The organism is Sorangium sp. So ce726, assembly GCF_051521405.1.
GTDB lineage: Bacteria > Myxococcota_A > Polyangia > Polyangiales > Polyangiaceae > Sorangium.
Genome location: NZ_CP150349.1, coordinates 5,956,750 through 5,980,000, shown reverse-complemented (window position 1 = coordinate 5,980,000; position 23,251 = coordinate 5,956,750). Strand labels below are relative to the sequence as shown.

At 70.9% G+C, this 23,251-nt stretch carries 16 protein-coding genes (1 of these 16 cut by a window edge); 11 read left to right on the top strand and 5 right to left on the bottom strand.

What is annotated here, in order from left to right:
* Positions 1-4,730, top strand: partial view of an Lhr family helicase gene (locus WME79_RS22330; protein WP_437538748.1) — the 3' portion only. Its footprint begins 178 nt before the window's first position; only the last 4,730 of its 4,908 coding nucleotides appear in the window; its start codon lies off the left edge, out of view; it ends in the stop codon at positions 4,728-4,730.
* Positions 4,731-4,983: 253 nt separating this feature from the next.
* Here the strand turns inward: WME79_RS22330 and WME79_RS22325 are convergent, their stop codons facing one another.
* The gene (locus WME79_RS22325) at positions 4,984-5,298 is read right to left on the bottom strand and encodes a KGG domain-containing protein (RefSeq protein WP_437538746.1); all 315 of its coding nucleotides are present in this window, start codon (positions 5,296-5,298) and stop codon (positions 4,984-4,986) included.
* 765 nt (positions 5,299-6,063) lie between these two features.
* On the opposite strand from WME79_RS22325, the gene WME79_RS22320 reads away from it, so the two are divergent.
* From WME79_RS22320 to WME79_RS22310, 3 genes are all read left to right on the top strand, one after another.
* Positions 6,064-7,404, top strand: coding sequence for a hypothetical protein (locus tag WME79_RS22320; protein WP_437538744.1), 1,341 nt, complete (start codon positions 6,064-6,066; stop codon positions 7,402-7,404).
* A 402-nt stretch (positions 7,405-7,806) separates the two neighbouring features.
* Complete coding sequence (locus WME79_RS22315; protein WP_437538743.1) at positions 7,807-9,321, top strand: pre-peptidase C-terminal domain-containing protein; 1,515 nt, start codon at positions 7,807-7,809, stop codon at positions 9,319-9,321.
* A 442-nt stretch (positions 9,322-9,763) separates the two neighbouring features.
* Entirely contained in the window at positions 9,764-10,036 is a 273-nt protein-coding gene (locus WME79_RS22310; RefSeq protein WP_012236596.1) for a hypothetical protein, read from the top strand.
* Between the two features lie 86 nt (positions 10,037-10,122).
* On the opposite strand, the gene WME79_RS22305 is transcribed toward WME79_RS22310, so the two are convergent.
* A complete protein-coding gene (locus WME79_RS22305) occupies positions 10,123-10,761 on the bottom strand; it encodes a response regulator (RefSeq protein WP_437538740.1) in 639 nt (212 codons plus the stop codon).
* Positions 10,762-11,108: 347 nt separating this feature from the next.
* On the opposite strand from WME79_RS22305, the gene WME79_RS22300 reads away from it, so the two are divergent.
* On the top strand, positions 11,109-12,035 hold the full coding sequence (locus WME79_RS22300) for a lysophospholipid acyltransferase family protein (RefSeq protein WP_437538739.1): 927 nt from the start codon (positions 11,109-11,111) through the stop codon (positions 12,033-12,035).
* A gap of 164 nt (positions 12,036-12,199) precedes the next feature.
* Here the strand turns inward: WME79_RS22300 and WME79_RS22295 are convergent, their stop codons facing one another.
* From WME79_RS22295 to WME79_RS22285, 3 genes are all read right to left on the bottom strand, one after another.
* Positions 12,200-12,937: an ABC transporter ATP-binding protein gene (locus tag WME79_RS22295; RefSeq protein WP_437282857.1), complete on the bottom strand. Its 738-nt coding sequence runs from the start codon at positions 12,935-12,937 to the stop codon at positions 12,200-12,202.
* 76 nt (positions 12,938-13,013) lie between these two features.
* Positions 13,014-14,609, bottom strand: coding sequence for a hypothetical protein (locus WME79_RS22290; protein ID WP_437538737.1), 1,596 nt, complete (start codon positions 14,607-14,609; stop codon positions 13,014-13,016).
* A gap of 244 nt (positions 14,610-14,853) precedes the next feature.
* On the bottom strand, positions 14,854-16,053 hold the full coding sequence (locus WME79_RS22285) for an alpha/beta fold hydrolase (protein WP_437538735.1): 1,200 nt from the start codon (positions 16,051-16,053) through the stop codon (positions 14,854-14,856).
* Positions 16,054-16,903: 850 nt separating this feature from the next.
* Here WME79_RS22285 and WME79_RS22280 point away from each other — a divergent pair.
* The 6 genes from WME79_RS22280 to WME79_RS22255 all read left to right on the top strand — a co-directional run bounded on the left by WME79_RS22280 (position 16,904) and on the right by WME79_RS22255 (position 23,206).
* Positions 16,904-17,158: a hypothetical protein gene (locus WME79_RS22280; protein ID WP_437538733.1), complete on the top strand. Its 255-nt coding sequence runs from the start codon at positions 16,904-16,906 to the stop codon at positions 17,156-17,158.
* Positions 17,159-17,362: 204 nt separating this feature from the next.
* Entirely contained in the window at positions 17,363-19,123 is a 1,761-nt protein-coding gene (locus tag WME79_RS22275; RefSeq protein WP_437538731.1) for a serine/threonine protein kinase, read from the top strand.
* On the top strand, positions 19,116-19,730 hold the full coding sequence (locus WME79_RS22270) for a hypothetical protein (RefSeq protein ID WP_437538730.1): 615 nt from the start codon (positions 19,116-19,118) through the stop codon (positions 19,728-19,730). The genes WME79_RS22275 and WME79_RS22270 overlap by 8 nt, the downstream gene beginning before the upstream one ends.
* Positions 19,731-19,839: 109 nt before the next feature.
* Complete coding sequence (locus tag WME79_RS22265) at positions 19,840-21,201, top strand: glutamine synthetase family protein (RefSeq protein WP_437538728.1); 1,362 nt, start codon at positions 19,840-19,842, stop codon at positions 21,199-21,201.
* On the top strand, positions 21,198-22,352 hold the full coding sequence (locus tag WME79_RS22260) for an iron-containing alcohol dehydrogenase (RefSeq protein ID WP_437538726.1): 1,155 nt from the start codon (positions 21,198-21,200) through the stop codon (positions 22,350-22,352). The genes WME79_RS22265 and WME79_RS22260 overlap by 4 nt, the downstream gene beginning before the upstream one ends.
* Positions 22,353-22,567: 215 nt before the next feature.
* Positions 22,568-23,206, top strand: a complete 639-nt coding sequence (locus WME79_RS22255; protein ID WP_437538724.1) for a sterol desaturase family protein — start codon at positions 22,568-22,570, stop codon at positions 23,204-23,206.
* Positions 23,207-23,251 lie beyond the last annotated feature (45 nt).

Here is a 23,251-nt window from a genome sequence, read left to right as displayed (position 1 = left end):
CCGCCTTCCTTGCGGCCATCGACCGGCTCATGGCGTCGCCCGAGCCCGAGGCCGCCGAGCGCTGCCGCGTCGTCTACGTATCGCCCCTCAAGGCCCTCGCGATCGATGTCGAGCGCAACCTGCGCGCGCCGCTCGCCGGCATCGCGGCCGCCGCCGAGCGCCTTGGCCTGCCCTACCGCGTCCCCCAGGTCGGCGTGCGCTCCGGCGATACCGCGCCCGAGGACCGCGCGCGGCTCGCCAAGAAGCCGCCGGACATCCTCATCACCACCCCGGAGTCGCTCTACCTGCTGCTCACCGCCGCCGCGCGCGACCGGCTGCGCGCCGTCGAGACCGTCATCATCGACGAGATCCACGCGCTCGTCGCGACGAAGCGCGGGGCGCACCTGGCCCTGTCCCTCGAGCGGCTCGAGGCGCTCCGATCCGCGCCGCGGCCGATGCAGCGCATCGGCCTGTCCGCCACGCAGCGGCCGCTCGACGAGGTCGCGCGGCTGCTCGGCGGCGGCGAGACCGACGGCGCCGGCGGACGCTTCGCGCCGCGGCCGGTGACCCTCGTCGACGCGAGCGCCCCCAAGGCCCTGGAGCTCCGCATCGAGGTGCCCGTCGAGGACATGACCAAGCTCGGCGAGGCCGCCCGCGCAGGCGAAGGCCCGAGAGGGCCCGCCGAGCCGGCGCAGCGCTCGATCTGGCCCAGCATCCACCCGCGCCTCGTCGAGCTCGTCCGCGCCCACCGCACCACGATGATCTTCGTGAACAGCCGGCGCCTCGCCGAGCGCCTCGCCGCGGCGCTCAACGACACCGCCGGCGCCGAGATCGCGCTCGCGCACCACGGATCGATCGCCCGCGAGCAGCGGCAGCAGATCGAGGAGCGGCTCAAGGCGGGCCTCCTGCCGTGCATCGTCGCGACCTCGTCGCTGGAGCTCGGCCTCGATCTCGGCTCTGTCGACCTCGTGATCCAGCTCGAGGCGCCGCCCTCGGTCGCCGCCGGGCTCCAGCGCGTCGGGCGCGCAGGGCACGAGGTCTCCGGCACGTCGCGCGGCGTCGTCTTCCCGAAGCACCGCGGCGATCTGCTCGCGTGCGCCGCGGCCGCGTCCCGCATGCGCGAAGGCAAGGTCGAGGCGACCCTGTACCCGAGGAACCCGCTCGACGTCCTCGCCCAGCAGATCGTCGCCATCGCCTCGATGGACACCCTCCACGTCGACGCGCTCTTCTCGCTGGTGCGCCGGGCGGCGCCCTTCGCCGAGCTACCCCGCGCGAGCTTCGAGGGCGTGCTCGACATGCTCTCCGGCCGCTACCCCTCCGACGAGTTCGCCGAGCTCTGGCCCCGCATCGTCTGGGACCGGGTGGGCGGCGCCGTGCGCGCCAGGAAGGGCGCGAAGCGCCTCGCCGTCGTCAACGCCGGCACCATCCCCGACCGCGGCCTCTACGGCGTCTTCCTGGACACCGGCGGCGACGCCGCGCGCCCCGGCCGGCGCGTGGGCGAGCTCGACGAGGAGATGGTCTTCGAGGCCCGCGAGGGCGAGGTCTTCCTCCTCGGCGCCTCCTCGTGGCGCATCACCGACATCACCCACGACCGCGTCCTCGTCGTCCCCGCCCCGGGCGAGCCGGGCAAGATGCCGTTCTGGCGCGGCGACCAGGCCGGGCGCAACGCCGAGCTGGGCGCCTCCATCGGCGCCCTCGCGCGGCGCCTCGCCGCGCTGCCCGACGGCGAGGCCGAGCGCGCGCTCGCGGAGGAGCATGGCCTCGACGAGCGCGCGGCCTCGAACCTCGTCCGGTACGTGCGCGACCAGGCCGCGGCCACCGGCGAGGTCCCGAGCGACCGCATCCTCGTGCTCGAGCGGTTCATCGACGAGGTCGGCGACCACCGCATCTGCCTCCTCTCGCCGTTCGGCGGTCGCGTCCACGCGCCGCTCGCGACCTGCATCGCCGAGCGGTGCCGCCTCGAGCTCGGCCTCGCCGTCGACACCGTGTGGACCGACGACGGCATCGTCCTGCGGCTGCCCGAGTCGGAGTCGCCCCCCGACGCGAAGCAGCTCCTGCCGCAGGCCGACCAGGTGGAGGATCTGCTCGTCCGCGGCCTCGGCGACACCGCCCTCTTCGCCTCGCGCTTCCGTGAGTGCGCGGGCCGGGCGCTGCTCCTGCCGCGCAAGTTCCCCGGCAAGCGCTCGCCGCTCTGGGCCCAGCGCAAGCGCGCCGCCGACCTGCTCGCCGTCGCGTCGCGCTACGGCTCGTTCCCCATCCTGCTCGAGACGTACCGCGAGTGCCTGCGCGACGTCTTCGACCTCACGGCGCTCGAGGATCTCCTCCGGCAGATCGCCGCCCGCAAGGTCCGCGTCGTCACGGTCGACGTCCGCGCGCCCTCTCCGTTCGCGGCCACGCTGCTCTTCACCTACGCCGGCAACTTCATCTACGAGGGCGATCTGCCGCTCGCCGAGCGAAGGGCGCAGGTGCTCACCATCGATCACAGCCGCCTGCGCGAGCTGCTCGGCGAGGCCGAGCTGCGAGAGCTGTTCGACGCGGACGCCGTGCTGGCCCTCGAGGCGTCGCTCCAGCGCCTCGACGGCCGAGCGCCGCTCAAGCACGAGGACCAGGCGCACGATCTCCTGCTCTCGCTCGGCGACCTCACGCGCGACGAGATCGCCCGGCGCGCGGTCGCTCACGACGCCCCGCCCGACGCGGCGCGTGAGCGCGCCGCCGCATGGATCGACGAGCTCGTCCGGGATCGGCGCGCCATCGAGGTTCAGATCGGCGGCGAGCGCCGCATCGCCGCCGCCGAGGACGCGGGCCGGCTGCGTGACGCCCTCGGCGTGGTGCCGCCGCTTGGCCTCCCGATCGCGTTCCTCGAGCCCGTCGCCGATCCGCTTGGCGAGCTCGTCGCCCGCTACGCGCGCACGCACGGCCCCTTCCGCGCCGACGACGTGGCCCGGCGCTTCGGCCTCGGCCCTGCGCCGGTGCTGGCCGCGCTCGCGCGCCTCGCCGAGCGAGGCCGCGTGGTCGAGGGCGAGTTCCTCCCCGGCGGCCGCGGCCAGGAGTTCTGCGACGCCGAGGTGTTGCGCTCGCTGAAGCGCCGCTCGCTGGCCCGGCTGCGCGCCGAGGTCGAGCCGGTCCCGCCGGAAGCCTACGCCCGCTTCCTCGCCGACTGGCATGGCCTGCACCGCCGCAGGCGCGGCCTCGACGGCTTGCTCGCGGCGCTCGAGCAGCTCCAGGGCGCGCCCCTCTCGGCCTCCGCCCTGGAGTCCGAGATCCTGCCCGCCCGCGTCGAGGGCTACCGGCCCGGCGATCTCGACGCGCTCTGCGCGGCCGGCGAGGTCCTCTGGCGCGGCGTCGAGCCGGTCGGCGACGGCGATGGCCGCGTCGCGCTCTACCTCGCCGAGGCCTTTCCGTACCTCGTCCCGCCGCCTGGCCGCGCCGAGGGGGCGCTCGCCGAGGGCATCCGCGCCGCGCTCGCGCGCCGTGGCGCGCTCTTCTTCTCCGACCTGTCGCGCGAGACGGGCGCCTTCGGCGCGGACCTGCTCGCCGCGCTCTGGGATCTCGTGTGGGCCGGCGAGGTCACGAACGACACGCTCGCCCCGCTGCGCGCCCTCGGCCGCGCGTCCGGATCGAGCGGCCGGCGGCGCGACCGCGACCGCGATCGCGCTGCGTCCGGCCGCGGCCTCGCGGCGCTGCGGGCGCGCCGGATCGGCCCGCCGGGGAGCGAAGGGCGCTGGTCGCTGCTGTCGTTTCCCGGCGCGTCCGGCGCTGCTGGTGGCGCGTCGTCCGGCGCGCCTGGCGAGACCGAGCGACGCGCGGCGCTCGCCCGCGCGCTGCTCGAGCGCCACGGGGTGCTCACGCGTGAGGCGGCGGCGGTCGAGGGGCTCGCTGGCGGCTTCTCCGCTGTCTACGACGTACTCCGCGCCATGGAGGAGGCAGGCCAGGCGCGGCGCGGCTATTTCGTCGCTGGGCTGGGCGCCGCGCAGTTCGCGGTCCCCGGCGCCGACGATCGCCTCCGAGCCTCCCGCGAGCCATCCGACGATCCGCGGACGCTCGTCCTCGCCGCCACAGATCCGGCGAGCCCCTGGGGCGCCGCCGTCCGCTGGCCCGAGCTCCCCGCGCCCGTCAACGGCGGCCCCGAAGGCGCCGTCCGCGGCCCGGTCCGGCCGCAACGGGCCGCGGGCGCCCTGGTGATCCTGCACGACGGCCGGCTGCTCGCCTGGATGGGCCGCACCGAGCGGAGCCTCACGACGTTCCTGCCGGAGGCCGAGCCGGAGCGCGGCGACGCGATCCGGGCCATCGCGTCGGCGCTCGGTGCGCTCGTCGACGAGGGGCGGCGGCGCGCCGTGCTCGTGGCCACGATCGACGGCGAGCCTGCGCACAGCTCCCCCCTCTCGCGCGCGCTTTCGGACGTGGGCTTCACCTCCGGAGCGCACGGCTACCTCAAGCGGGCCATCGCGCCCGAGGGGGGCGGGTGGCGGCCGCGGCACGTGCCGCCCGCGAACGCGCCCGACTGGGCTCGCCGCGCGGCGGCGGCGGGCCTCAATGCGCCGGAGGACGAGGTCGACGGCTTCAGGCCGCCGCCCGGGCTCCGCTCGTGGCCCTCCGGCCCTCCGATCGGTGGATGGCGGATGTCGCCCGCCGGCGCGACCGAGGGCGGCGCGCAAGCGGCGGACGGCGGCTCGTCGGACGAGAGCGACCTCGATGACGACGACCCGGCGATGTTCGATGACGGCCTGGGGATCGACGACGGCTCGGAGTAGCCATCGGTCAGGGGCTGGAATGGCCCTCTTCGAACCAGGGATTCAGGGTCCTTTCGTCTGCGTTCCAGCCATCATCCGCTGTCGACCCCGCACGGCGGGCGCGGCGGAGGGAGCGCTGCGGCGTCGCGCGTGTCGACAGCGCCAAAGAAGGACCGCCGAGCAACCGTGAAAGGGGGATACCTTTCGTGGTTCCTCGGCGGCTCTTCGTGTTCGTCGCGCCCTCGGGAGATCCCGAGCGGCGCGCCGGGACGGTTCAGCCCTGTTGGGTGTGCTCGTCCGCCTTCACATGTTGCTCAAGGCTTCCGCCGCGGCCCTTCCGGCTCCGGCCCTCGCCGTTCGTCGCCTGACTCCGCGCCTCGGCGCCCTTGCGCCCGATCTCGGCCATGTGCTCGCGGTTCTGACTGACAGCCTCGCCGCCCTTGCGCCCCGCTGCGCGCGCCTCCTCGGACGTGAACTCGTGGGCCGTGCCCTTCTCATGAGCGGCCTTTCCGCCCTGACTCGCGATCTGGCGCTGCTGCTCCGCGTTCATCGCCGCGAAGCCTCGCTTGCTCTCGCTGATCTGTCCCATGAATCACTCCTCGGATGGATTGCCTCGTGAACGCCACTCGACGACCGTGGCTACCTGCTGCTGCTTGGCCACATCAGGCCGGCGGTGCCGGCGACGCCGGGGCCATGCTGCAACGCGGGTGCCAGGCCGGGGAGCTCGGACGAATCTGCCGATGCGTCGAGGCCGGACAATTGATGGCCACCGGGTCGCCAGGCTTGTCCTCATCGAGGGCGCGCTGTGGCAAATTGCCTCACTGTGCGCTCCGCCGTGTCTGGTCGCCCCAGTCCGCGGGCTCCGCCGTGACAGGCTCACTGGACGCGGCCGGTCGTCCGGATCGCCTTCTGTCTCTCCCTCTGGTCGTCCGGATCGTCTTCTGTCTCTCCCTCTGATCGAACGAAGCTGCGAGATGACTGTCATCCTTGCGCAATACAAGGGTCATTGTGGCCCTTTCAGGATTCGCCTGCGCGGCCGCCGCTGCTCAGGATCGAGCGTCCGGCATCTCCGATGGCGCCCTTGCGCTCTGTCCACTCAGGCGGATCCATTTGGTTCTCGTGTGGCTGTTGTTTTGCGATGACATTGCTAAGTCTCGATGGTCGAGGGGCCACCTTGACGGTCTTGTGACGGCAGCCTCCAGGCGGGGCGTCGAAGGGCTGCGGCGCTGGCGCGTCGCGTCTTGACAACACGATGCCGCTGCCGCTCTCGTTGCACTGCATCATCACCTTCAGCGCCCGGCCCGACGACGAGGCATCCGGGCGGCCGGGGGTGACGACATTGCAGGAGATTCACATGGCGCTTGCGATCCAGGGGGCCCGTCTCGATGGGGGCCAGCTCTGCTCACCGAACATGACATCATGGCCTCGCCGCGCGTGCGGCCGCTCTCCGGCCTGCGCGCGCGGCGCGGGCCTGGTCGCGCTCTCGCTGGCGCTCCTCGCTGGCTGCGGCGGTACCAGCGGCGCGGCGCCCGCGGAGAGCCCTGCGCCGGGCCCCGCGCCCGCGCCTGCGGCGAAGGAGCCTTTCGACATCGAGGAGGCGCTCGCCCGCGAGGCCGGCGAGCTGCCCGCCCGGGAGCTCCGCGCCGGGGACTGGTCAGCGCGCGTGTTCGGGGCAGGGGAGGCGAAGATCGAGCCGAAGGAGAAGCTCGTCGCGATCTCCATCCCCCTCGGCACGGACACCCATGTCGAGTGCTTTGTTTACAATACGATGCTCGACTCGGGCGAGGTGATAAGGAACTTCATCGAGCTGCTCGACCCTGCGAAGGTGGAGGTCGCTCGCATCGTTCCCTGGGAGGTCAGCGTGCACCGGGAGAGCCCCGCGGTGTTCGTGCAGGCCCTCTACCTCGTCCCGACCGCCGGCGGGAAGGCGGCCGGCCTGCTCAAGATCGCGCTGCACGCGGACAGGGCGCGCCCCATCGCCTGCCTGCATGACGAGGTCGGGTATGTCCGCACGTTCGAGCGGCTCGCCAAGGGGCTCTTCGACTCGTTCGAGTCGAAGAGCGCCGCGACGAAGCCCGAGTACACAGACACCGTGATCCTGCGCCTCGACAAGGTCCCTATCGGCTTCGAGACGAGCGATCTGCTCAAGGACGAAGGCGGCCAGCGGCGATGGCTCTCCCGCTCGGCCACCTTCCTGCCGCGTGACCCCAAATCTCTGCACATCGAGGATGAGGCGTCGAACGTGCTCATCGATCCCCAGGGGCAGATCAAGGAGGGCGTCTGGATCGAGACGTCGGGAGGCAAGGCAAACCACCATATCGAGCTGTCCCAGAAGAAGAACTTCGAGTACGCGTACTCGGGAGAGGTCGAGGGCAAGAAGGTGCAAGGGACGTTCACGCCGGCGGCCAAGGCGTGGCTCGCCTCGCCCGTCGCCACCGCCTCGGCGCTCGCCCGGCTCCTCAAGAAGAAGGGTTCCTTCGATCTGAAGCAGCAGGAGTACATGCCCAGCGTCGATCCGACGAAGCCCGTCGACGTCCAGTACCTCCGCGACGCCTCGGGCGCTGTCACGGTCTCTCTGAAGACCATGCGCCTCGTGGGCAGCCTCGCTCCGGACGGCCGTCCGGAAGCGTTCGAGATCTCCGCCGGTCCTCCCAAGCTGACGATCCAGCGAGCCTACGTCAGGGGCAAGCTGTAAAAAACGCCCGCGAATGCGCTTCCGGGCCTGTCTGGGAGCGCCAGGGCGCTCGCCGACGGCCCTGCGCGGTGGGCCTTGCTGGTCGGACACCATCGAGCGCAATCGCCAGCCGGCACCGTCGAGGTAGCCGGTTTCTGTGAAATTGAAAAATTACCTTACGGACGAAATGTTGCCGGGTGCACTGGATGGCTGCAGCGCTTGAGTATCGTCGTCATTTTTATTGATTCATGACGATTTGGTGATCCTGCCCCGCGCAGATCAGGTTATATATCCTCCCGGTCGGCCGAACGACTCTTCGCTGGAACAAAGAATCATTTTTTCGAGCGGAAGGAGCTCTCAATGCGCTCTGTGAGATCGCGTAGATCGCGTGTCTGCGGCTCGGCCAGCTTCAAGCTTGGCGTAATGACCGCTGGTGTATTCGCCCTTACGGCCTGCGTGTCGGATCTCGAGGACGAGCTGGTCGAGGACGTCGGCAGTAGCCAGGAAAGCTTCGAGGCGTTCGAGAGGGCCGCGTTCCGTGAGCCTGACTCTGGTGTCTACATGGTCGATGGGGACACGCCCGTCGCCGACATCAAGCATCTCCGGGAGTTCTGGGAGACGTACGTACGCGATGGCGCCCTCATCGTGCAACGCAGCGGCGGCAGCGATGTGGTCTGGTCGGCGGCCCAGAAGAAGAGCATCACCTACTGCGTGAGCACGACCTTCGGCGCGCGCCACGCTTCGGTCGTGGCGGCCATGGCTGCCGCCACGGCTTCCTGGGAGAGCGCCGCGGATGTCGATTACATCTACCAGAGCGCTCAGGACGCGAGCTGCACTGCTGGCAACAGCAACGTCGTCTTCGACGTGAGACCGACGAACTCCGGCGGCCTGTACATCGCGCGGGCGTTCTTCCCCAACGATGCGCGATCGGTGCGGAACGTGCTGATCGACTTCAGCGAGCTCGAGGTATCTGGCGTCGCGCTCGAGGCAGCCCTGCGACACGAGCTTGGCCACACGCTCGGCTTCCGGCACGAGCACACGCGCCCCGAGGCGGGCGTCTGCTTCGAGGACAACGCGTGGCGCGCGCTGACCACCTATGACTCGGATTCCGTCATGCACTATCCCCAGTGTAACGGCACCGGCGACTGGAACTTTGTGCTGACCGCGAGAGACATCCAGGGCGCCCAGGCGCTCTACGGCCCGCCTGGCGGCGGCGGTAGCGGCGGTGCTGGTGGCGGTAGCGGCGGCGCTGGTGGCGGCAGCGGCGGCGCTGGTGGCGGCAGCGGCGGCAGCGGCGGCAGCACGACGGTGACCGAGAACTTCAGCAGCAGCGTCAACGCAGGTGCGTTCGTGGACATCGGATCGAGCGCCGGTTTCGCTGTCACGCCGGGGACGGGCCTCACTGTGGTGATGACCGGCACCGGCGATCCCGACCTCTACGTGAAGTTCGGATCGGCGCCGACGACGGCCTCGTACAGCTGCCGCCCGTACCTCTCCGGGGCATCCGAGACTTGCACGTTGACCGTGCCGACAGGGCAAACCAAGGCGTACGTCAAGGTCAGAGGGTACACCGCGGCCACCTGCAACGTGGCGGTGACCTATACCCGACCGAGCGGCACCAGCAGCGGGGGCGGCACGGCCACGTCGGCCACCTTCAGCGGCAGCCTCGCGACGGGCGCATCGGCGTCGCACGGGCCTCTCTCCGTGGTTCCTGGCACGAGCTTCCGGCTTGTGATGACCGGCACCGGCGACCCTGATCTCTACGTGAGGTTCGGCGCCGCGCCGACCCTGACCTCGTACGACTGCCGTCCGTATCTGGACGGCGCCGCGGAGACCTGCAATCTGACGGTCCCGGCGGGGCAGACGCAGGCCTTCCTCAGGGTGGACGGCTACGCGGCCAGCACATATCAGCTGAGCGCGACCTACACGGCTCCTTAGCGCGGGGCACATCTTCGTGCGCTACGGGCTCATCCACGTCGTTCGGCTCGCTGCGGCGTACTTTCGTACGCCTCACTCGCCTACCTAGCGGCTGAGCCCGTATCCCACGAGTCTGCACCCCGCTCCAGGCTCAGCGCGCATCCATTGCGCTCTGCGGGGCCCCGCTGACGCACCGGGCCATCCGAGGGAATGGATTGGCCGAATGGTCGCCCAACCGGGTGTCCTCGCACCCATCGTGGGCATTTTTTCGACGTGACGCGGCGCGCCTCTGCTGGCGGCAGCCCGGATACCACCGCTGACGAACCCTCGATACGGGGAGGTAGGTATCAGGCGCAGGATGAGCAGAGTACGGAGCGCCCATCGTCCAAGCTGCGAGCGATTTCGCACAAAAATCGTCGCCGAAAACTGGGCACCTCAAGGGAACCCTTTTTAGGGTGCTCTCATGGACAAGAAAATTTTAGCCGCAACTCTCCTGCAGGCTCTGGCCATGGCTCAACGCGAAGGACGCTCCGAGACACTCGATTCGCTGGTCGAGAAGCTGCGCGTTCGCCGCCGGGATATCCGCGGCACGCTGACCCTGCTCCACCGCCAGGGCATGCTGGACGTGCTTCACATGCGACTCACGCTCTCCGGGTTCGCCATCGGCTCGGCCCTCATCGGAAAGACGCTGCCGGCGCTCCGGGCTGCTCCGCGGGCTTCCACCGCGGCGGCGTGAGCCAGCGCTGCGCTGCACGCCGCGCGCGGTGAGGGCGGCGAGCGAGCTTCCAGAGCTCGCCAGGCGCTCTCGCGCGGCGGCGCCACCTAGGCCTCGACGAGGCCCGCTCGCACCGCCAGGCGGGTCAGGTCGGCGACGCTGTGCGTCGCCACCTTCGCGCAGAGGCGCGCCCGGTGCGTCTCGACCGTCTTCACGCTGATCGAGAGCTGGGCGGCGACCTCCTTGGCCGAGCGACCCATCGCGAGCAGTCGGAGCACCTGCCGCTCCCGGTCGCTCAGCGCGGCCACCATGTCGCCTCTGGCAGCGGCGTCGCGCCGCTGTAGCGCGCGCACCATCGCGGCGCTCACGTCCGGCGATACGGCGGTGCGCCCCCGGACGACGGTGCTCAGCGCCTCCACGAGATCGGCGAGCCGGCTCTGCTTCGACAGATATCCATCGGCGCCAGCCCGCATCGCCTCGGCTACCCGGAACTCGTCGCGGTGCATCGAGAGCACGATGACGCGGAGCTCCGCGATGCCCTTGAGCTCCCGGATGAGGTCGACGCCGCTGCGATCAGCGAGGCCGAGCTCGATCACCGCCACCTGACAGCGGTGGATCTCCTGCGCTCGGAGCGCCTCCTGCCCGCTTCCAGCCTGAACGACCTCGCTCACCCCCGGCTGCGACGTCAGCGCATACGCCAGCGCTTCCCGGACGACGTTCTGGTCATCGACGAGCAGGATATTCATGTCGAAGGCCCCCCTTATCAAAGGGGCTTGTAACAGACTACTTTGAGCTCCATGAACCTGTTTTCTCGGTAAGGATTCGCCTGGCGACGGCGATTCGATTCCTCTGATGCTGGACTGGGCTCCTCGCAGATCGCCTTGGACGAGCGCAGGAGAGAAATCGACGTCGGGACGATGGCCCTGGAGCGTCGTTTCGTCCGAGTGGGGCGTTATGCCTCGGTGGGGGCGTATGCGCTCTCGGAGCCCGCGCGTCTCGTGACGAGCCCTCGGGAGGCTTCGCCACGGCGGCGCGGGGCGCGCGCTCGATGCCTCTCCCTCGGCCGTTATGTTTGCGGTAGATAGGCTGCCTCATGCCTCGCCCGCGCGGAGCGCTCTTCTCCGGTCTACGACATGACTCGGCCTTCTGGCGCCGCGCCCTCATCGCGGGTGTCACGCGCGGGCCGGAGCCGTGGGTGCGCCATAGCCCTCCGGTCTTCGGCGTGTTCTTCGCGGCCGTGCTCCCCGAGCTGCGCCGGCGCATCGAGCAGAACCTCCGCCGCGTCCGGGGGCCGCGGTCGCGCCTCGTCGACCTGCTCGACAGCAGCGCGGTGTTCGCCGCCTATGGAAGCTGCATCACCGAGGCGCTGCTGCTCGCGAGCGATCGCGGGTACACGGTGGTGCGGCGCTCCCGGGGCGTCGAGCACTACCACGCGTGCGCTGCAGCAGGCCGGGGGGTCATCATCGTCACCGCGCACACCGGGGGCTGGGACATCGCCGGCCAGATCCTTGGCGTGGTGCATCCGGCGGGCGTGATGCTGGCGATGCAGCGGGAACGGGACGCCGAGGCGCGAGCGATCCAGGATGCGGCGCGGCAGCGCGCTGGTGTCCAGGTGGTACACGTCGGCGATGGGCCGCTGGACGCCCTGCCGCTCCTCAAGCACCTGCAGCGAGGCGGCGCGGTTGCGATGCAGATCGATCGCGTGCCGCCCGGGATGCGCAGCCGGGAGGTCACCTTCCTCGGCGACCGCTGGCGAGCGCCCGAGGGGCCGATCGCGCTCGCCGCGATGAGCGGCGCGCCGATCTTGCCCGTGTTCACGCACCGCCTGGGCTTCCTCGACTACGAGGCGGTCGTGGCGCCGCCGATCCGGCTCGCTCGCCGGGCCACCGAGGAGGAGCGGGACGCGGCCGCGGCCGAGATGATGGGCGCCCTGGAGCGCTTCGTCCGGGCTCACCCGACACAGTGGTTCCACTTCACCAGCGACGGCCCGGTCTCGCCGGCGGAGGGTGGGACGGGTTGAGCTGAACAGCGGAGAAGACCGCAAGTGGACCGAGAAGCGCAAAGGCGGAGAGGCGGAGACGAACCGAAAGAACGCCAGAGACATCGAGAGCAGAGATTTCTCGGTGTCCTCTCGGCGTCGTTCTTTCTTGTTCCAGGGGCGCCTTGCGCGGCGCGGGCGCTGCTCTACAGCGGCCCTTCGGTCAGCCCGTGGACGAATTGCCTCACGCGCGGGTCGTCGCTCGCCTTCGCTTCTGCGGTGGTGCCGTCGAAGATGAGCCGTCCGCGGTAGAGCATCCCCACCCGGTCGGTGACCGTGAGAAGCCGGTCGAGATCGCTCGAGACCATCACCACGGTCGCGTTCATCGCCCTCTGCTCGGCGCGGAGCAGGTCGAAGATGCGCTGCGACGTGACCGGGTCGAGGCCGGCCGCAGGCTCGTCGTAGAGGACGATCTCGCCGCGCGCGATCGTTGCTCGGGCGACGCCCACGCGCTTCTTCTGGCCGCCGGACAGCCCCGCCGGCGTCCGTTCCTCGAAGCCCGCGAGAGACACCGCGCGGAGCCGCTCCGCGACCCGCTCCTCGATCTCGTCCTCGCTGAGATCGTAGAGACGGCGCAGCGGGAACGCGATGTTCTCCCCGACGGTCATGTAGTCGAACAGCGCGTTGTTCTGGAACAGCATCCCGAACTTGAGACGGAACGTCTGGAGCTCGAGCTCGCTGAGCGCGTGGACGTCCTTCCCATCGACGAGCACGCGCCCGCGATCCGGCCGCAGGAGCCCGGTGATCATCTTGAGCAGCACGCTCTTGCCCGAGGCGCCGGGCCCGATGAGCCCGTAGAGGCAGCCAGCAGGCACGTCGAGGTCGACGCCCCGGAGGACCGGCATGCCCCCGAAGCTCTTCGTCAGCTGCTCGATCTGGATCATCGGTCGCGTGGACACGGTCGCCGGGGAGGGGCGCGCCGGCCTGGTTGCTCGGCGGGGAGGGCGCGCCGGCCTCCTTTTACTTGAACGTCGTCCGGGCGACGTCGAGCCGCGGGTGGGACGGGAACGACATCCCGCGGATCTGCCCGGAGATGCACGAAGCGACGCCCGGGTTCGACGGGCTCGTGGTGACGGTGACGCCCACGGCGCGGCCGTTCTGTACCGCGGCGCAGACGTTCACCTCCATGCTCGACGGCACGTTGCACGCATTCAGGTACGTGCCGCGGTTCAGCACGTTGCCGTAGGCGCCCGCCGTGAGATCGGCCGGGCCGTTGTTGCCCATCTTGTACTCCTCGACATAGCGCGCCTGCGCCGCCTCACAGCTCAGGCCACCGCCGAGCGTCGGGTAGCTGCCGCCGCCGCTCGGCCGCGCCCCGCCCCCGGCGCGCCCCGTCTTGCCGCTGCCGAGGCCGGCGTCGACCTCGATCGCGACGCGGTCGGTGGCGCCCTGCACCGCGAGCTCCTGCTCCTTGTGGCTGCGTTCGCGGTACCACCAGCCAGCGCCCGCGGCGAGGATGACGCCCATCAGGGCGAGGCCGAGCAGCGCCTTGTACTGCGTGCCCTGCTTCTCGGCCGACACGACGGCGTCGAGCGCGCGCTTCTCCTGCACGATGTCCCGGTTCAGCTTCGCCTGCTCGGCGAACGGGGCGAACTCCTCCCAGTCCTGGATCGCGCGCTCCTCGGCGGAGAACGTGTCGCGCAGCACCTGATCACCTGTGAAGGAGCCGGACGCGATCTGCTGGAGCAGCTCGACGGACGAGAACGGCCCATGGTCCATGCCGTCCTTGATGACGACGTACCGCGGTCGCGGATCGGACTCGAGCGCGGCCTTGAGATCCGCGAGCTTGCGGGTCGGATCGTTGCCGTGCAGGCGCTGCGGCTGGTTGACCGGGATGGCGACCGCGAACGGTCCGTCCCCGGAGACCGCCTGGATCCTCGGCACAGACGGCGCCGACGGGACGCGTGCTTCCTCCTGGTGCCCGGTCGGCGGCATCATCGAGAGGTTGACGTCGACCTCGAACTCGCCGTCGGCATCGAGGTGGGACGTGTCGGCGCTCGGGGGCTGCTCCGATGCGCTCGGGACGATCTGATAGAGCGCCTGCGCGAGGGCGGCGAGATCCGCCGGGCGGTGCTTCGGATCGGCCACGAGCGACTTGCCGAGCACCGTTTCCAGCGCGGGCGGCAGGTCCGCGATCACGTCCGCCGGACGCCGCATCCCGGGGCCGACGCTGCTGTTCGTGAGCATCTCGTAGAGGATGGCCCCGATCGCGAAGACGCTCGCGCGCGCGTCGCCTTCGTTGCCCTTGCGCTCCTCGGGCGCCAGGCAGGCGCGGTCGCGCGGCAGGAGAGGAGGGGTGTGGGCGAGCTCCTCGATCAGCTGGATCGTGCCGTTCGCGCCGTGACCGAGGCACGAGGGGTGCACGAACATGGTCCGCCCCTGCGCGTGTAGCTCGTGCAGCTGGGTGCAGAGCGGCACGGCGAGGCCGATGGCCTCACGGACGTTGAAGCGGCGACCGGTTGCGCGGCGCGACTCCATCTCGGCGCGGAGCGTGCCGGCGGGGATGGACATGCCGGCCGGCAAGGGGGTGAGCAGGGGCTGGACCTGAGCAGACATCGGGGACGAACACTACGACAACACGCCGGGTCCGCTCAACGCCGCACCGCAACGTTGCAGTGTCAACGTGCGGCGAAGCCCGGCGCACACGTGGGACGAGCAGTGCGGGCGTGCGCTTGCGGCGTCAGCGTCCGTCAGCGCGCGTTTGCGTTGATCTACGTCCTCTGATGTCGAGCAGCGTCCGTGCGCGTAGGTCAGCGCGCGCTTGTGTTGATCTGCGTCCGGGTGCGTCGGCCGGCGTCGGTCAGCGCGCGTTGGTGTCGGTCTGCGTCCGCGGGCGCTCCGCGGTCTCGGTTGCGGCGGCGTCCGCGCCGAGCGCCAGGACGTGCCCTGCGAAGAAGCGGAGCAGGTCGGTCTCGCGCGACTTCGGCCAGCGGGCGTGGTTGATGGCGCCCTTCTTGGCGGAGCAGCGGTTCCGGAGCGCGCAGTGGGGCTCGTCCCTGCCGGCCTCGTCGAGGCGCAGGAACGAGGTGTGCGCGGAGAGCGCGTCCCGCGCGCGCAGCCAGCGCTCGACCCCCTCGCAGGGGAACATGTCGTCGCACGCGCGATAGACCGCCATCGCGGGCGGGGGAGGGCCGGGGCACGCCCACTCGGCGGGCGGCGCGTCGCTGCCGAAGGTGGCGAACGCCGCGACGCGGTCCGCGCGCATCATGGCGTACGTCGCCGCCATGTGGCCGCCGTAGGAGCCGCCGAGCGCGTAGATGCGCCGCCGATCGACGAGCTTCTTCTCGAGCAGCTGGTCGATGAAGGCGTCGACGGTCGCGACGTCGACGTTGCCGTCGCCGGTGAACTCGACGTCGAACGGCGCGGTCGCCGTGTACATCTTCGTGCCGCGCTCGCGCTCGGCCTGGCTCGGCGTCTTGAAGGCGCGGCCCTGGGGCGCGAGCACGATGAAGCCTGCGTGGGCGGGGTCGCCGGTCAGGTTCCACGTGGCGCCGAGCTTGCGCAGGCCCGTCTCCTTATCGACGCTCGTCGGGTTGTCGCCGTCGGCGTGGAAGAAGACGATGAGCGGCAGCGGCGCGCGCGTCTCCACGCCGCTCGGCGCGATCACGCAGGCGTAGCGGGGCGACCCCTCGGCGTCCCGTGTCTCCAGCACCTGGGCGCCGCGGCAGGGCGGTCTGCCGAGCGTCTTGCGGAGCTCTCGTCCGGCGCGTCCCTGCTCGGCGACGCAGCTCCCTTCGCTGGGCGGCCTCGCCTCGGGCGCCTTCGTCGGCGGCGCGGCCGCGCTGGCCGGACCCGTCGCGTGGGCGCCTGCATCCTGCCGGGCCGCCGACGGCCGCGGCTGCCCGCCGTCGGCCGCAGCTGCGCCGGCGTCCTGCTCGAAGACGCCGAGCAGGTCACCGCCGTCGACCCCCGACGACGGCGTGGAGCACGCCGCCGCGATCCACGCCGCGGCGCCGGCGAGCAGAGCGCGGCCGCGCCGGAGGCCGGGAATGTCCAGCATCGAGGTTCGGTGCGGGCGGCGCCGGGGCTGGGGTTGAGGCACGCGCGCACTGTACGTACAGCTGTCGCGCTGAACCAGCCCGGCATGGCTCGACGGGTCGATCCGGGGCGGGAGCCGAGGCACGCCGGACACCTCATGGCGCATCCCGCGGCTCAGCTGGGCTCGCTAGCCGCTTCCATCCCGAAGACCGGTGTTTGCGGGCATCGAGCGCCTCGTCGAGCTGGCCTCGCGCCTGCAAGACAGTCGATATCGTGGTTCCCTGGCGCCAGGAAGCACCGCTCTTTCGGCACGTGGAGCCGGGTGTGTGTCGCTTTCACGAACTCCGTCGCTGGCCCATACTCCCCCGAGGTCCGGTGGTCGGCGACATCACCGTGAAGCAGACGAGATCGATCGGTATCCCATCCTTCCCCGAGATCATGACGGTATCGGGTCCGGCAACTTGGCCCCTTGTCTGGACAAGGTCAGAAGGTCAGAAGGAGCAGGCCGCGGGTCGCAGGCGAGGCAGGAAGGGCCACCGGAGGTGATCGGCGCCAGTTGGAATGAGGCTCGGCGCCTCCGGGTGGCGAGTCGAAGTAAGGTGCCTTACTCTCGAGCGCCGTCGGGAGGCGGTCGGAGCGAGCTGGAATGCGGCAAGTCGCCTCTAGGCGGCGATCGACGTCGATGGCGCTCTCCTTCAGCTCCGTGGCGGAGCCTCGAGCTCGACCGGCTCATGGACCGCCAGGCCGTGCCCGACATGACGCAGCCGTAGACGGTCTCGATCGGGGTTGCCCGCCCGCCGGTGCGTCGGCTCCGTGCCCGCCGGGGACGAAAGCGCGACGGCGGACGCCGCTGCCTTGCGGGGAGGCCCTTCGTGGCTAGGCTGGTCCGCGGTCCACCCATGACGCTCTTCGATATCCTCGTCGGCGCCGCGATCGCGGCGGTCCTTGCTTTCCAGGTCTACGTCACCGTGCGCGTCTTCCGGAGCCGCGTCTACGAGCCCAAGCAGAAGGTCTGGCAAGCGCAGCTCGTCTGGCTCCTGCCGATCATCGGCGCCGGGCTGGTGTTCTCGATCCTCCAGGAGGAGGACCGGGCTCACCGCGACGCCTCCTCGCACCTCCGGAGCTGAGCCGGCGCCTCCCCCGGGCCGCGCGGCTGCCTTGCGGCCAAGTGCGGTCACGTTGAACGGTCGACCTCGCTCCCTTCTCCGTCCTCTACGTCCATCTGGTCACCCCGGCCCCTCCCGATCGCCCGGTGGACCTGGGACGATCGAACAGGAAAATTTGGTTTCACCCTTCGGTCTAGCGGCCCCGTGCGCTATGGCTCAGGGAGCATGGCGGACGACGTCTTCGGCATCGTCGGGACCACGCAGGCGGGTAATTTCCACGTCGAGCAGGTGGTCGCGGAGGGAGGATTTGGCGTGGTGTACCGCGCGCTCCACGCCGGCTTTCGCGCGCCTGTCGCCTTGAAATGCCTGAAGGTGTCGGAGGCGAAGACCCCGCGCGAGCGGCAGCTCTTCCTCGAGAAGTTCCGCGAGGAGGCCCAGCTGCTCTTCCGGCTCTCGGCCTCGATCCCGGAGGTCGTCCGCCCGCTCCACGTCGACGTGCTGCACCTGAAGCGAGGGGAGTTCGTCCCCTTCCTGGCGCTCGAGTGGCTGGAGGGCGAGTCGCTCGACAAGGTCATCGATCGACGCAGGCTCAAGGGAGAGCCGCCGATCCCGCTCCACAGGCTGATGAAGATGATGCGCCCCATCGCACAGGCGATCGCGCGCGCGCACCGCTTCCCGAGCCCGAACGGCACGGTGTCGATCATCCACCGCGACCTCAAGCCCGAGAACATCTTCATCACGACGCAGGAGGGGACGGAGCGCCTCAAGATCCTCGACTACGGCATCGCGCAGGCGAAGACGCTGGCCGAGCAGGCGGTCGGACGGGTGACGAACGGCGACCCGCTGAACGCGTTCTCCCCAGCGTACGGCGCCCCGGAGCAGTGGGCGCCGAAGCGGTTCGGGCAGGCGGGAACTTGGACCGACGTCTGGGGTCTCGCGCTCACCATGGTCGAGGCGCTCGTAGGGCGGCAGGTGATCGATGGCGAGGCGCAGGCGATGATGGGGACGGCGCTCGACGTGAAGCGACGGCCCACGCCCCGCGCCGAGGGCGCCAACATCCCGCCGGAGGTCGACGCGGTGTTCGAGCGCGCGCTCGCGGTGAGCCCGCGCGATCGCACGCGCGACATCGAGGCCTTCTGGACGGAGCTGGAGGCGGCGATGGGGCTCCCTCCCACGTTCGGGCGGACCTCTGCGCAGGACGACGCGTACTCCATTCCCCCGCCTCCGTCGTCGTCGATGCGCGCGGCCCCGCAGGTCAAGCGCGCCGCGCACGTGTGGCTCGACACGCCCAGCGACGCCGGGTCGCTCGAGCTCGATCTCGACGTGGCCCCGGCCTCGATGCGCTCGCCGAGGGGAGGGCGCCGGGACGGCCCTGCGAGCAGCGTGCGCCCGCCGCCGCCCTCGGATTCGGCCGGTCTCGAGATGGACCTCCCCGAGGCGCCGCAGAGCGCGCGGGGCAGAGGCATGGGCGCGCTCGTCCCGGAGAGCGTGCCGACGAGCGCGCGAGGCCGCGGCGGCTTTGCGGAGGCGACGCCCGTGGGCGCGCTCCCGCGCGGTGGCGGGATGGAGAGCGCCCCGCCGAGCATGCTGGCGCGCGGGGGCGGGATGATCGAGAGCACGCCGCCGCTGGAGATGGCGCTCAGCGTCGCGCCGCGCACGACGTCGGTCGCGCCGGCCGCGGTGCGCTCGCTGTCGGACATGCCGTCGAGCAGGTACCGGCCGACGGCGCGTCCGCCGGCAGACCTGCGGCCGCGCCCGCCGGATCCGAAGCCGCTCACCGGGCCGACGCTCCTCCAGCAGCTCGCGCTGCCTGTGGTCTGCATCGTGTTCGCGTGCGTGGTCACGGTGGCCGACCTCATCATGAAGCAATCGGGCGAGGCGCTGAGCTTCGGCCCGGTGCGCTCGTTCTGGGTCGCCGGCGTGCTGCTCCTCTTCGGCGTCGGGCTGTTCTTCTGGCGCATGCTCGGAGATGCTGGAGATGCCTGATCTGACGCATGGGAGCGCCGCCGCAGGCGAGCGCGCCGATCAGAGCGTGTCGGCGCGCTTCACGCGGCTGATGAACGCGTCGACCTCGCGGTGGGGCGTGCTCACCGATCCTCCGCTCGTGGCGCTCGCCTCCGGCGTCTTCCTGCTCGTCTTCCTCGGGGCGCTCGGCCGCGACGCGGGCCCCGAGGTCGCGCGCGGGCTCGGGGCCCTCGTGTTCGCGCCGATCTCGGTCGCGCTCGTCGTCAGCGTGGCGCTGCGCGGCGCGCGTCGCGCCGTCGTCGCGTGGCTCGCGCGCCAACCGTTCCCGGTGGAGAACCTGAACGCCGTGCTGAACGGCCTGGGCGAGGCGCTGGAGGTCACCTTCATCGGCGCGGCACCGGAGGCGGCGGAGCTCAACGTCGAGCTCGACAAGGTGCACCCGGACGCGTTCGTGACAGGGGGCGTCGAGGACGCGCGCACGCTGGACATCCGCATCGGCGTCGTCGACTCGAAGCGCAATCCGGCCGCGACGAACCACCAGCGCTACGCGCGTGTCCGCGAGCTCGTCGAGCGCGTGCTCGTGCCGCTCGCGGAGCGCTATCCGATCCAGGTCGTCCGGGTGAAGTGAGCGCGCGCCGGACGCGCGCATCCAGAGACGGCGGGGCGCCATGCGGTCGTCGCGCGCCTCGCGCGGGCGCTTGCCATGCCGCCCCGTTCCCCTGCTATCGTCGCGGCCCATGACCGCCTCGACCTCCGAGAAGCTCCTCTCCGATCTGGAAGCGCGGGGCATCACCCGCGCCAAGATCGGCGGCTTTGACATCGACGGCATCCTCCGCGGGAAGTACGTCTCCATCGAGAAGCTGAAGAGCGCGCTCAAGAGCGGCTTTGGCTTCTGCGACGTCATCTTCGGCTGGGACATCGCCGACGTCCTCTACGACAACGCCAAGGTGACCGGCTGGCACACCGGCTACCCGGACGCGCACGCCGTCCTCGATCCGAGCACGCTGCGCGACATCCCGTGGGAGCCGGGGACCGTCGCGATGCTCGCCGACTTCCGCGACGAGCGCGGCGGCCCGCACCCCGCGTGCCCGCGCTCGCTCCTCCGGAGCGTCATCGCGAAGGGTGAGCGGATGGGGTTCTCGGCGAAGTTCTCGTGCGAGTTCGAGTTCTTCCTCTTCGAGGAGACGCCGCGCTCGCTGCACGAGAAGCGGTTCGCCGGACTGACGCCGCTCAGCCCCGGCATGTTCGGCTACTCGTGGGTCCGCGAGGGGCAAAACAAGAAGCTCATGGCCGCCATCCTCGACCAGATGCAGGCCTTCGACGTGGAGATCGAGGGCCTGCACACCGAGACCGGCCCGGGCGTGTACGAGGCGGCGATCCGCTACGACGACGTGCTCCGCGCCGCGGACAAGGCCGCGCTCTTCAAGGTCGCCATGAAGCAGATCGCCCACGAGCACGGCCTGTCGGTCACGTTCATGGCGAAGTGGAACGCCGAGCTGCCCGGATCGAGCGGCCACCTGCACCAGAGCCTCTGGAAGGACGGCCGCAATGTCTTCGAGGACGCGTCGTCGCCCGATCGGCTCCCGGCGGCGCTGCGCCACTACGTCGGCGGCCAGATCGCCCTGATGCCCGAGCTCACGGCGATCTACTCGCCGACGATCAACGCCTACAAGCGGTACGTGCCCGGCGTCTGGGCCCCGCTCACCGCCAGCTGGGGCGTCGAGAACCGCACGGCCGCGATCCGCCTCATCGGCCTCGGCACGCCCGGCGCGCGCGTCGAGTACCGCCAGACGGCCGCGGACATCAACCCGTACACCGCCATGGCCGCGTGCCTCGGCGCGGGGCTCTACGGCATCGAGAACGGCGTCGAGCCGCCGGCGCAGGCCGCCGGGGACGCGTCGTCCGCTGAGTCCTCGCGCCTGTCGCTGCCCCGTACGCTCGCCGACGCGACCCGGATGCTCGCGGGCAGCAAGATGGCCCGCGAGATCCTCGGCGAGAGATTCGTCGAACACTATGTCCTGACGCGCGATTGGGAAGTGCGGCAGTACGAGCGCGCGGTCACGGATTGGGAGCTGAAGCGTTACTTCGAGGCGGTGTGATCATGAGCCAGTTCACGGTTTGGAGCTTTCCCACACGCATCCTCTTCGGCGCCGGCGTCGTCGAGCAGACAGGCGCCGAGGCGCGCCGGCTCGGCGCGGCGAGGGCGCTCGTCGTCACGGACAAGGGCGTCATCCGCTCGGGGCTGCTCGAGCCCGTCGCCGCGTCGCTGCGGAAGGAGGGCCTCGAGGTGGCCGTCTTCGACGACGTGCTCGGCAACCCCATCGAGAAGAACGTGCACGACGGCGTCGCCGCGTTCCGCGCGGCCCGCGCCGATCTCGTCGTCGCCCTCGGGGGCGGCTCGCCGCTCGACGTCGGCAAGCTCGTGCGCCTCGGCGTGAACCACGATCGGCCGCTCGTCGACTACGACGACGCCACGGGCGGCGATCGCTTCATCACGCCCAACGTCCCGCCGATGCTCGCGATCCCCACGACGGCCGGGACCGGCAGCGAGGTCGGCCGCTCGGGCGTCGTGACGCTCGACGTGAACCACCGGAAGACGGTGATCTTCTCGCCGCACCTGCTCGCGAACGCCGCGCTGCTCGATCCGGTGATGACGCGGTCGATGCCGGCCTTCCTCACGGCGGCGACGGGCTTCGACGCGCTCACCCACTGTATCGAGGCGTACGTCGCGAAGGGCGATCACCCGATGGCCGACGGCATCGCGCTCGAGGGGATCCGCCTCGCCGCCGCGCACCTCGCGCGGGCGGTCACGCACGGCGACGATCTCGAGGCGCGCGGCGGCATGATGAAGGCGGCGATGATGGGCGCCGTCGCGTTCCAGAAGGGTCTCGGCGCGTGCCACTCGCTCGCGCACCCGCTCTCGAGCGAGTGCGGCCTGCACCACGGCCTCGCCAACGCCCTCTGCCTCCCGCCGGTCGTCGAGTTCAACGTCGCCGCGGCCGCGCCGCGCCTCGCGCGCGTCGCGGCCCTGCTCGGCGCTCCCGAGGACGCCGCCGCGTGCGCCGACGCCATCCGCGCCCTGCGCGCCCGGATCGGGCTCGCGGCCGGCCTCGAGAAGGCAGGCGTTCCCCGCGACAAGCTCGACGCGCTGGCCGATCTCGCTGCCCAGGACGCGTGCCACACGAGCAACCCGCGCCCCTGCTCGCGCGACGATCTCCGCCATCTCTACGAGGCCTCCTTCGCGAGCTGATCGCGCGCGCCTGCCTCGGGCCGGGCGCGCTGCGCGGCTCGAGGCTCGCGGCTCGCGCCGCGCGGCGGACGCAGGGCTGACGCGAACGCGTCGCCGCTGCGGAAGGAAGCGCCTGCCGTGACGGGATCATGGTCGTTTGCCGGCGTCCAGCGGGCCGTTGGGCGCCGGCCTACCCGCTGGCCGACAATGGATAAATGCGGTACCAGGGGTGCACGATGACCGTCACCTCCACCGAGCGCACCGCGCGTCCAGCGACATGCCAAATGTTCGAGACGCCGCTCATCGAGCGGTTTTCGCGGATTCATCCGATCACGCCGTTCGTCTTCTGGCTGCCGGTCTACGGCTATCTGGGCGTCCGCGCCGCCCGCCATGGTGTCGGCTTCCTGACCGGGCTCGGGCTCTCGCTGGTCGGCCTGTTTCTATGGACGTTCGCCGAGTATGTCCTGCACCGATACGTGTTTCACTACGTCGGGCCGCGCCTATGGCAGCGCCGGATGCATTTCGTTCTCCACGGGGTGCACCATGATTTTCCGCAAGATGCCGACCGGCTGGTGATGCCGCTCGGCGCGAGCATCCCCCTCGGCGTCGCGTTCTACACGCTGTTCCGCGTCGCCTTTGGCCCTGTTCCGGCGGACCCGCTGTTCATCGGCTTCGGCCTTGGATACCTGGCGTACGACGGGACGCACTATGCCATTCATCACTTCCGGATGAGCTCGCGCTGGGGGAAGTGGATCAAGCGCCATCACATGGTCCATCACCACACGGGAGAAAATGCCCGGTGGGGTGTGTCGTCGCCGCTCTGGGACTGGGTCTTCGGCACAATGGGCACGTCGCAGGCGGGAAAAGGCAGCTGAGCGGGAGAGCGGCGCGCTCCGGAGCGCGCCGGTGCTGATCGTCGA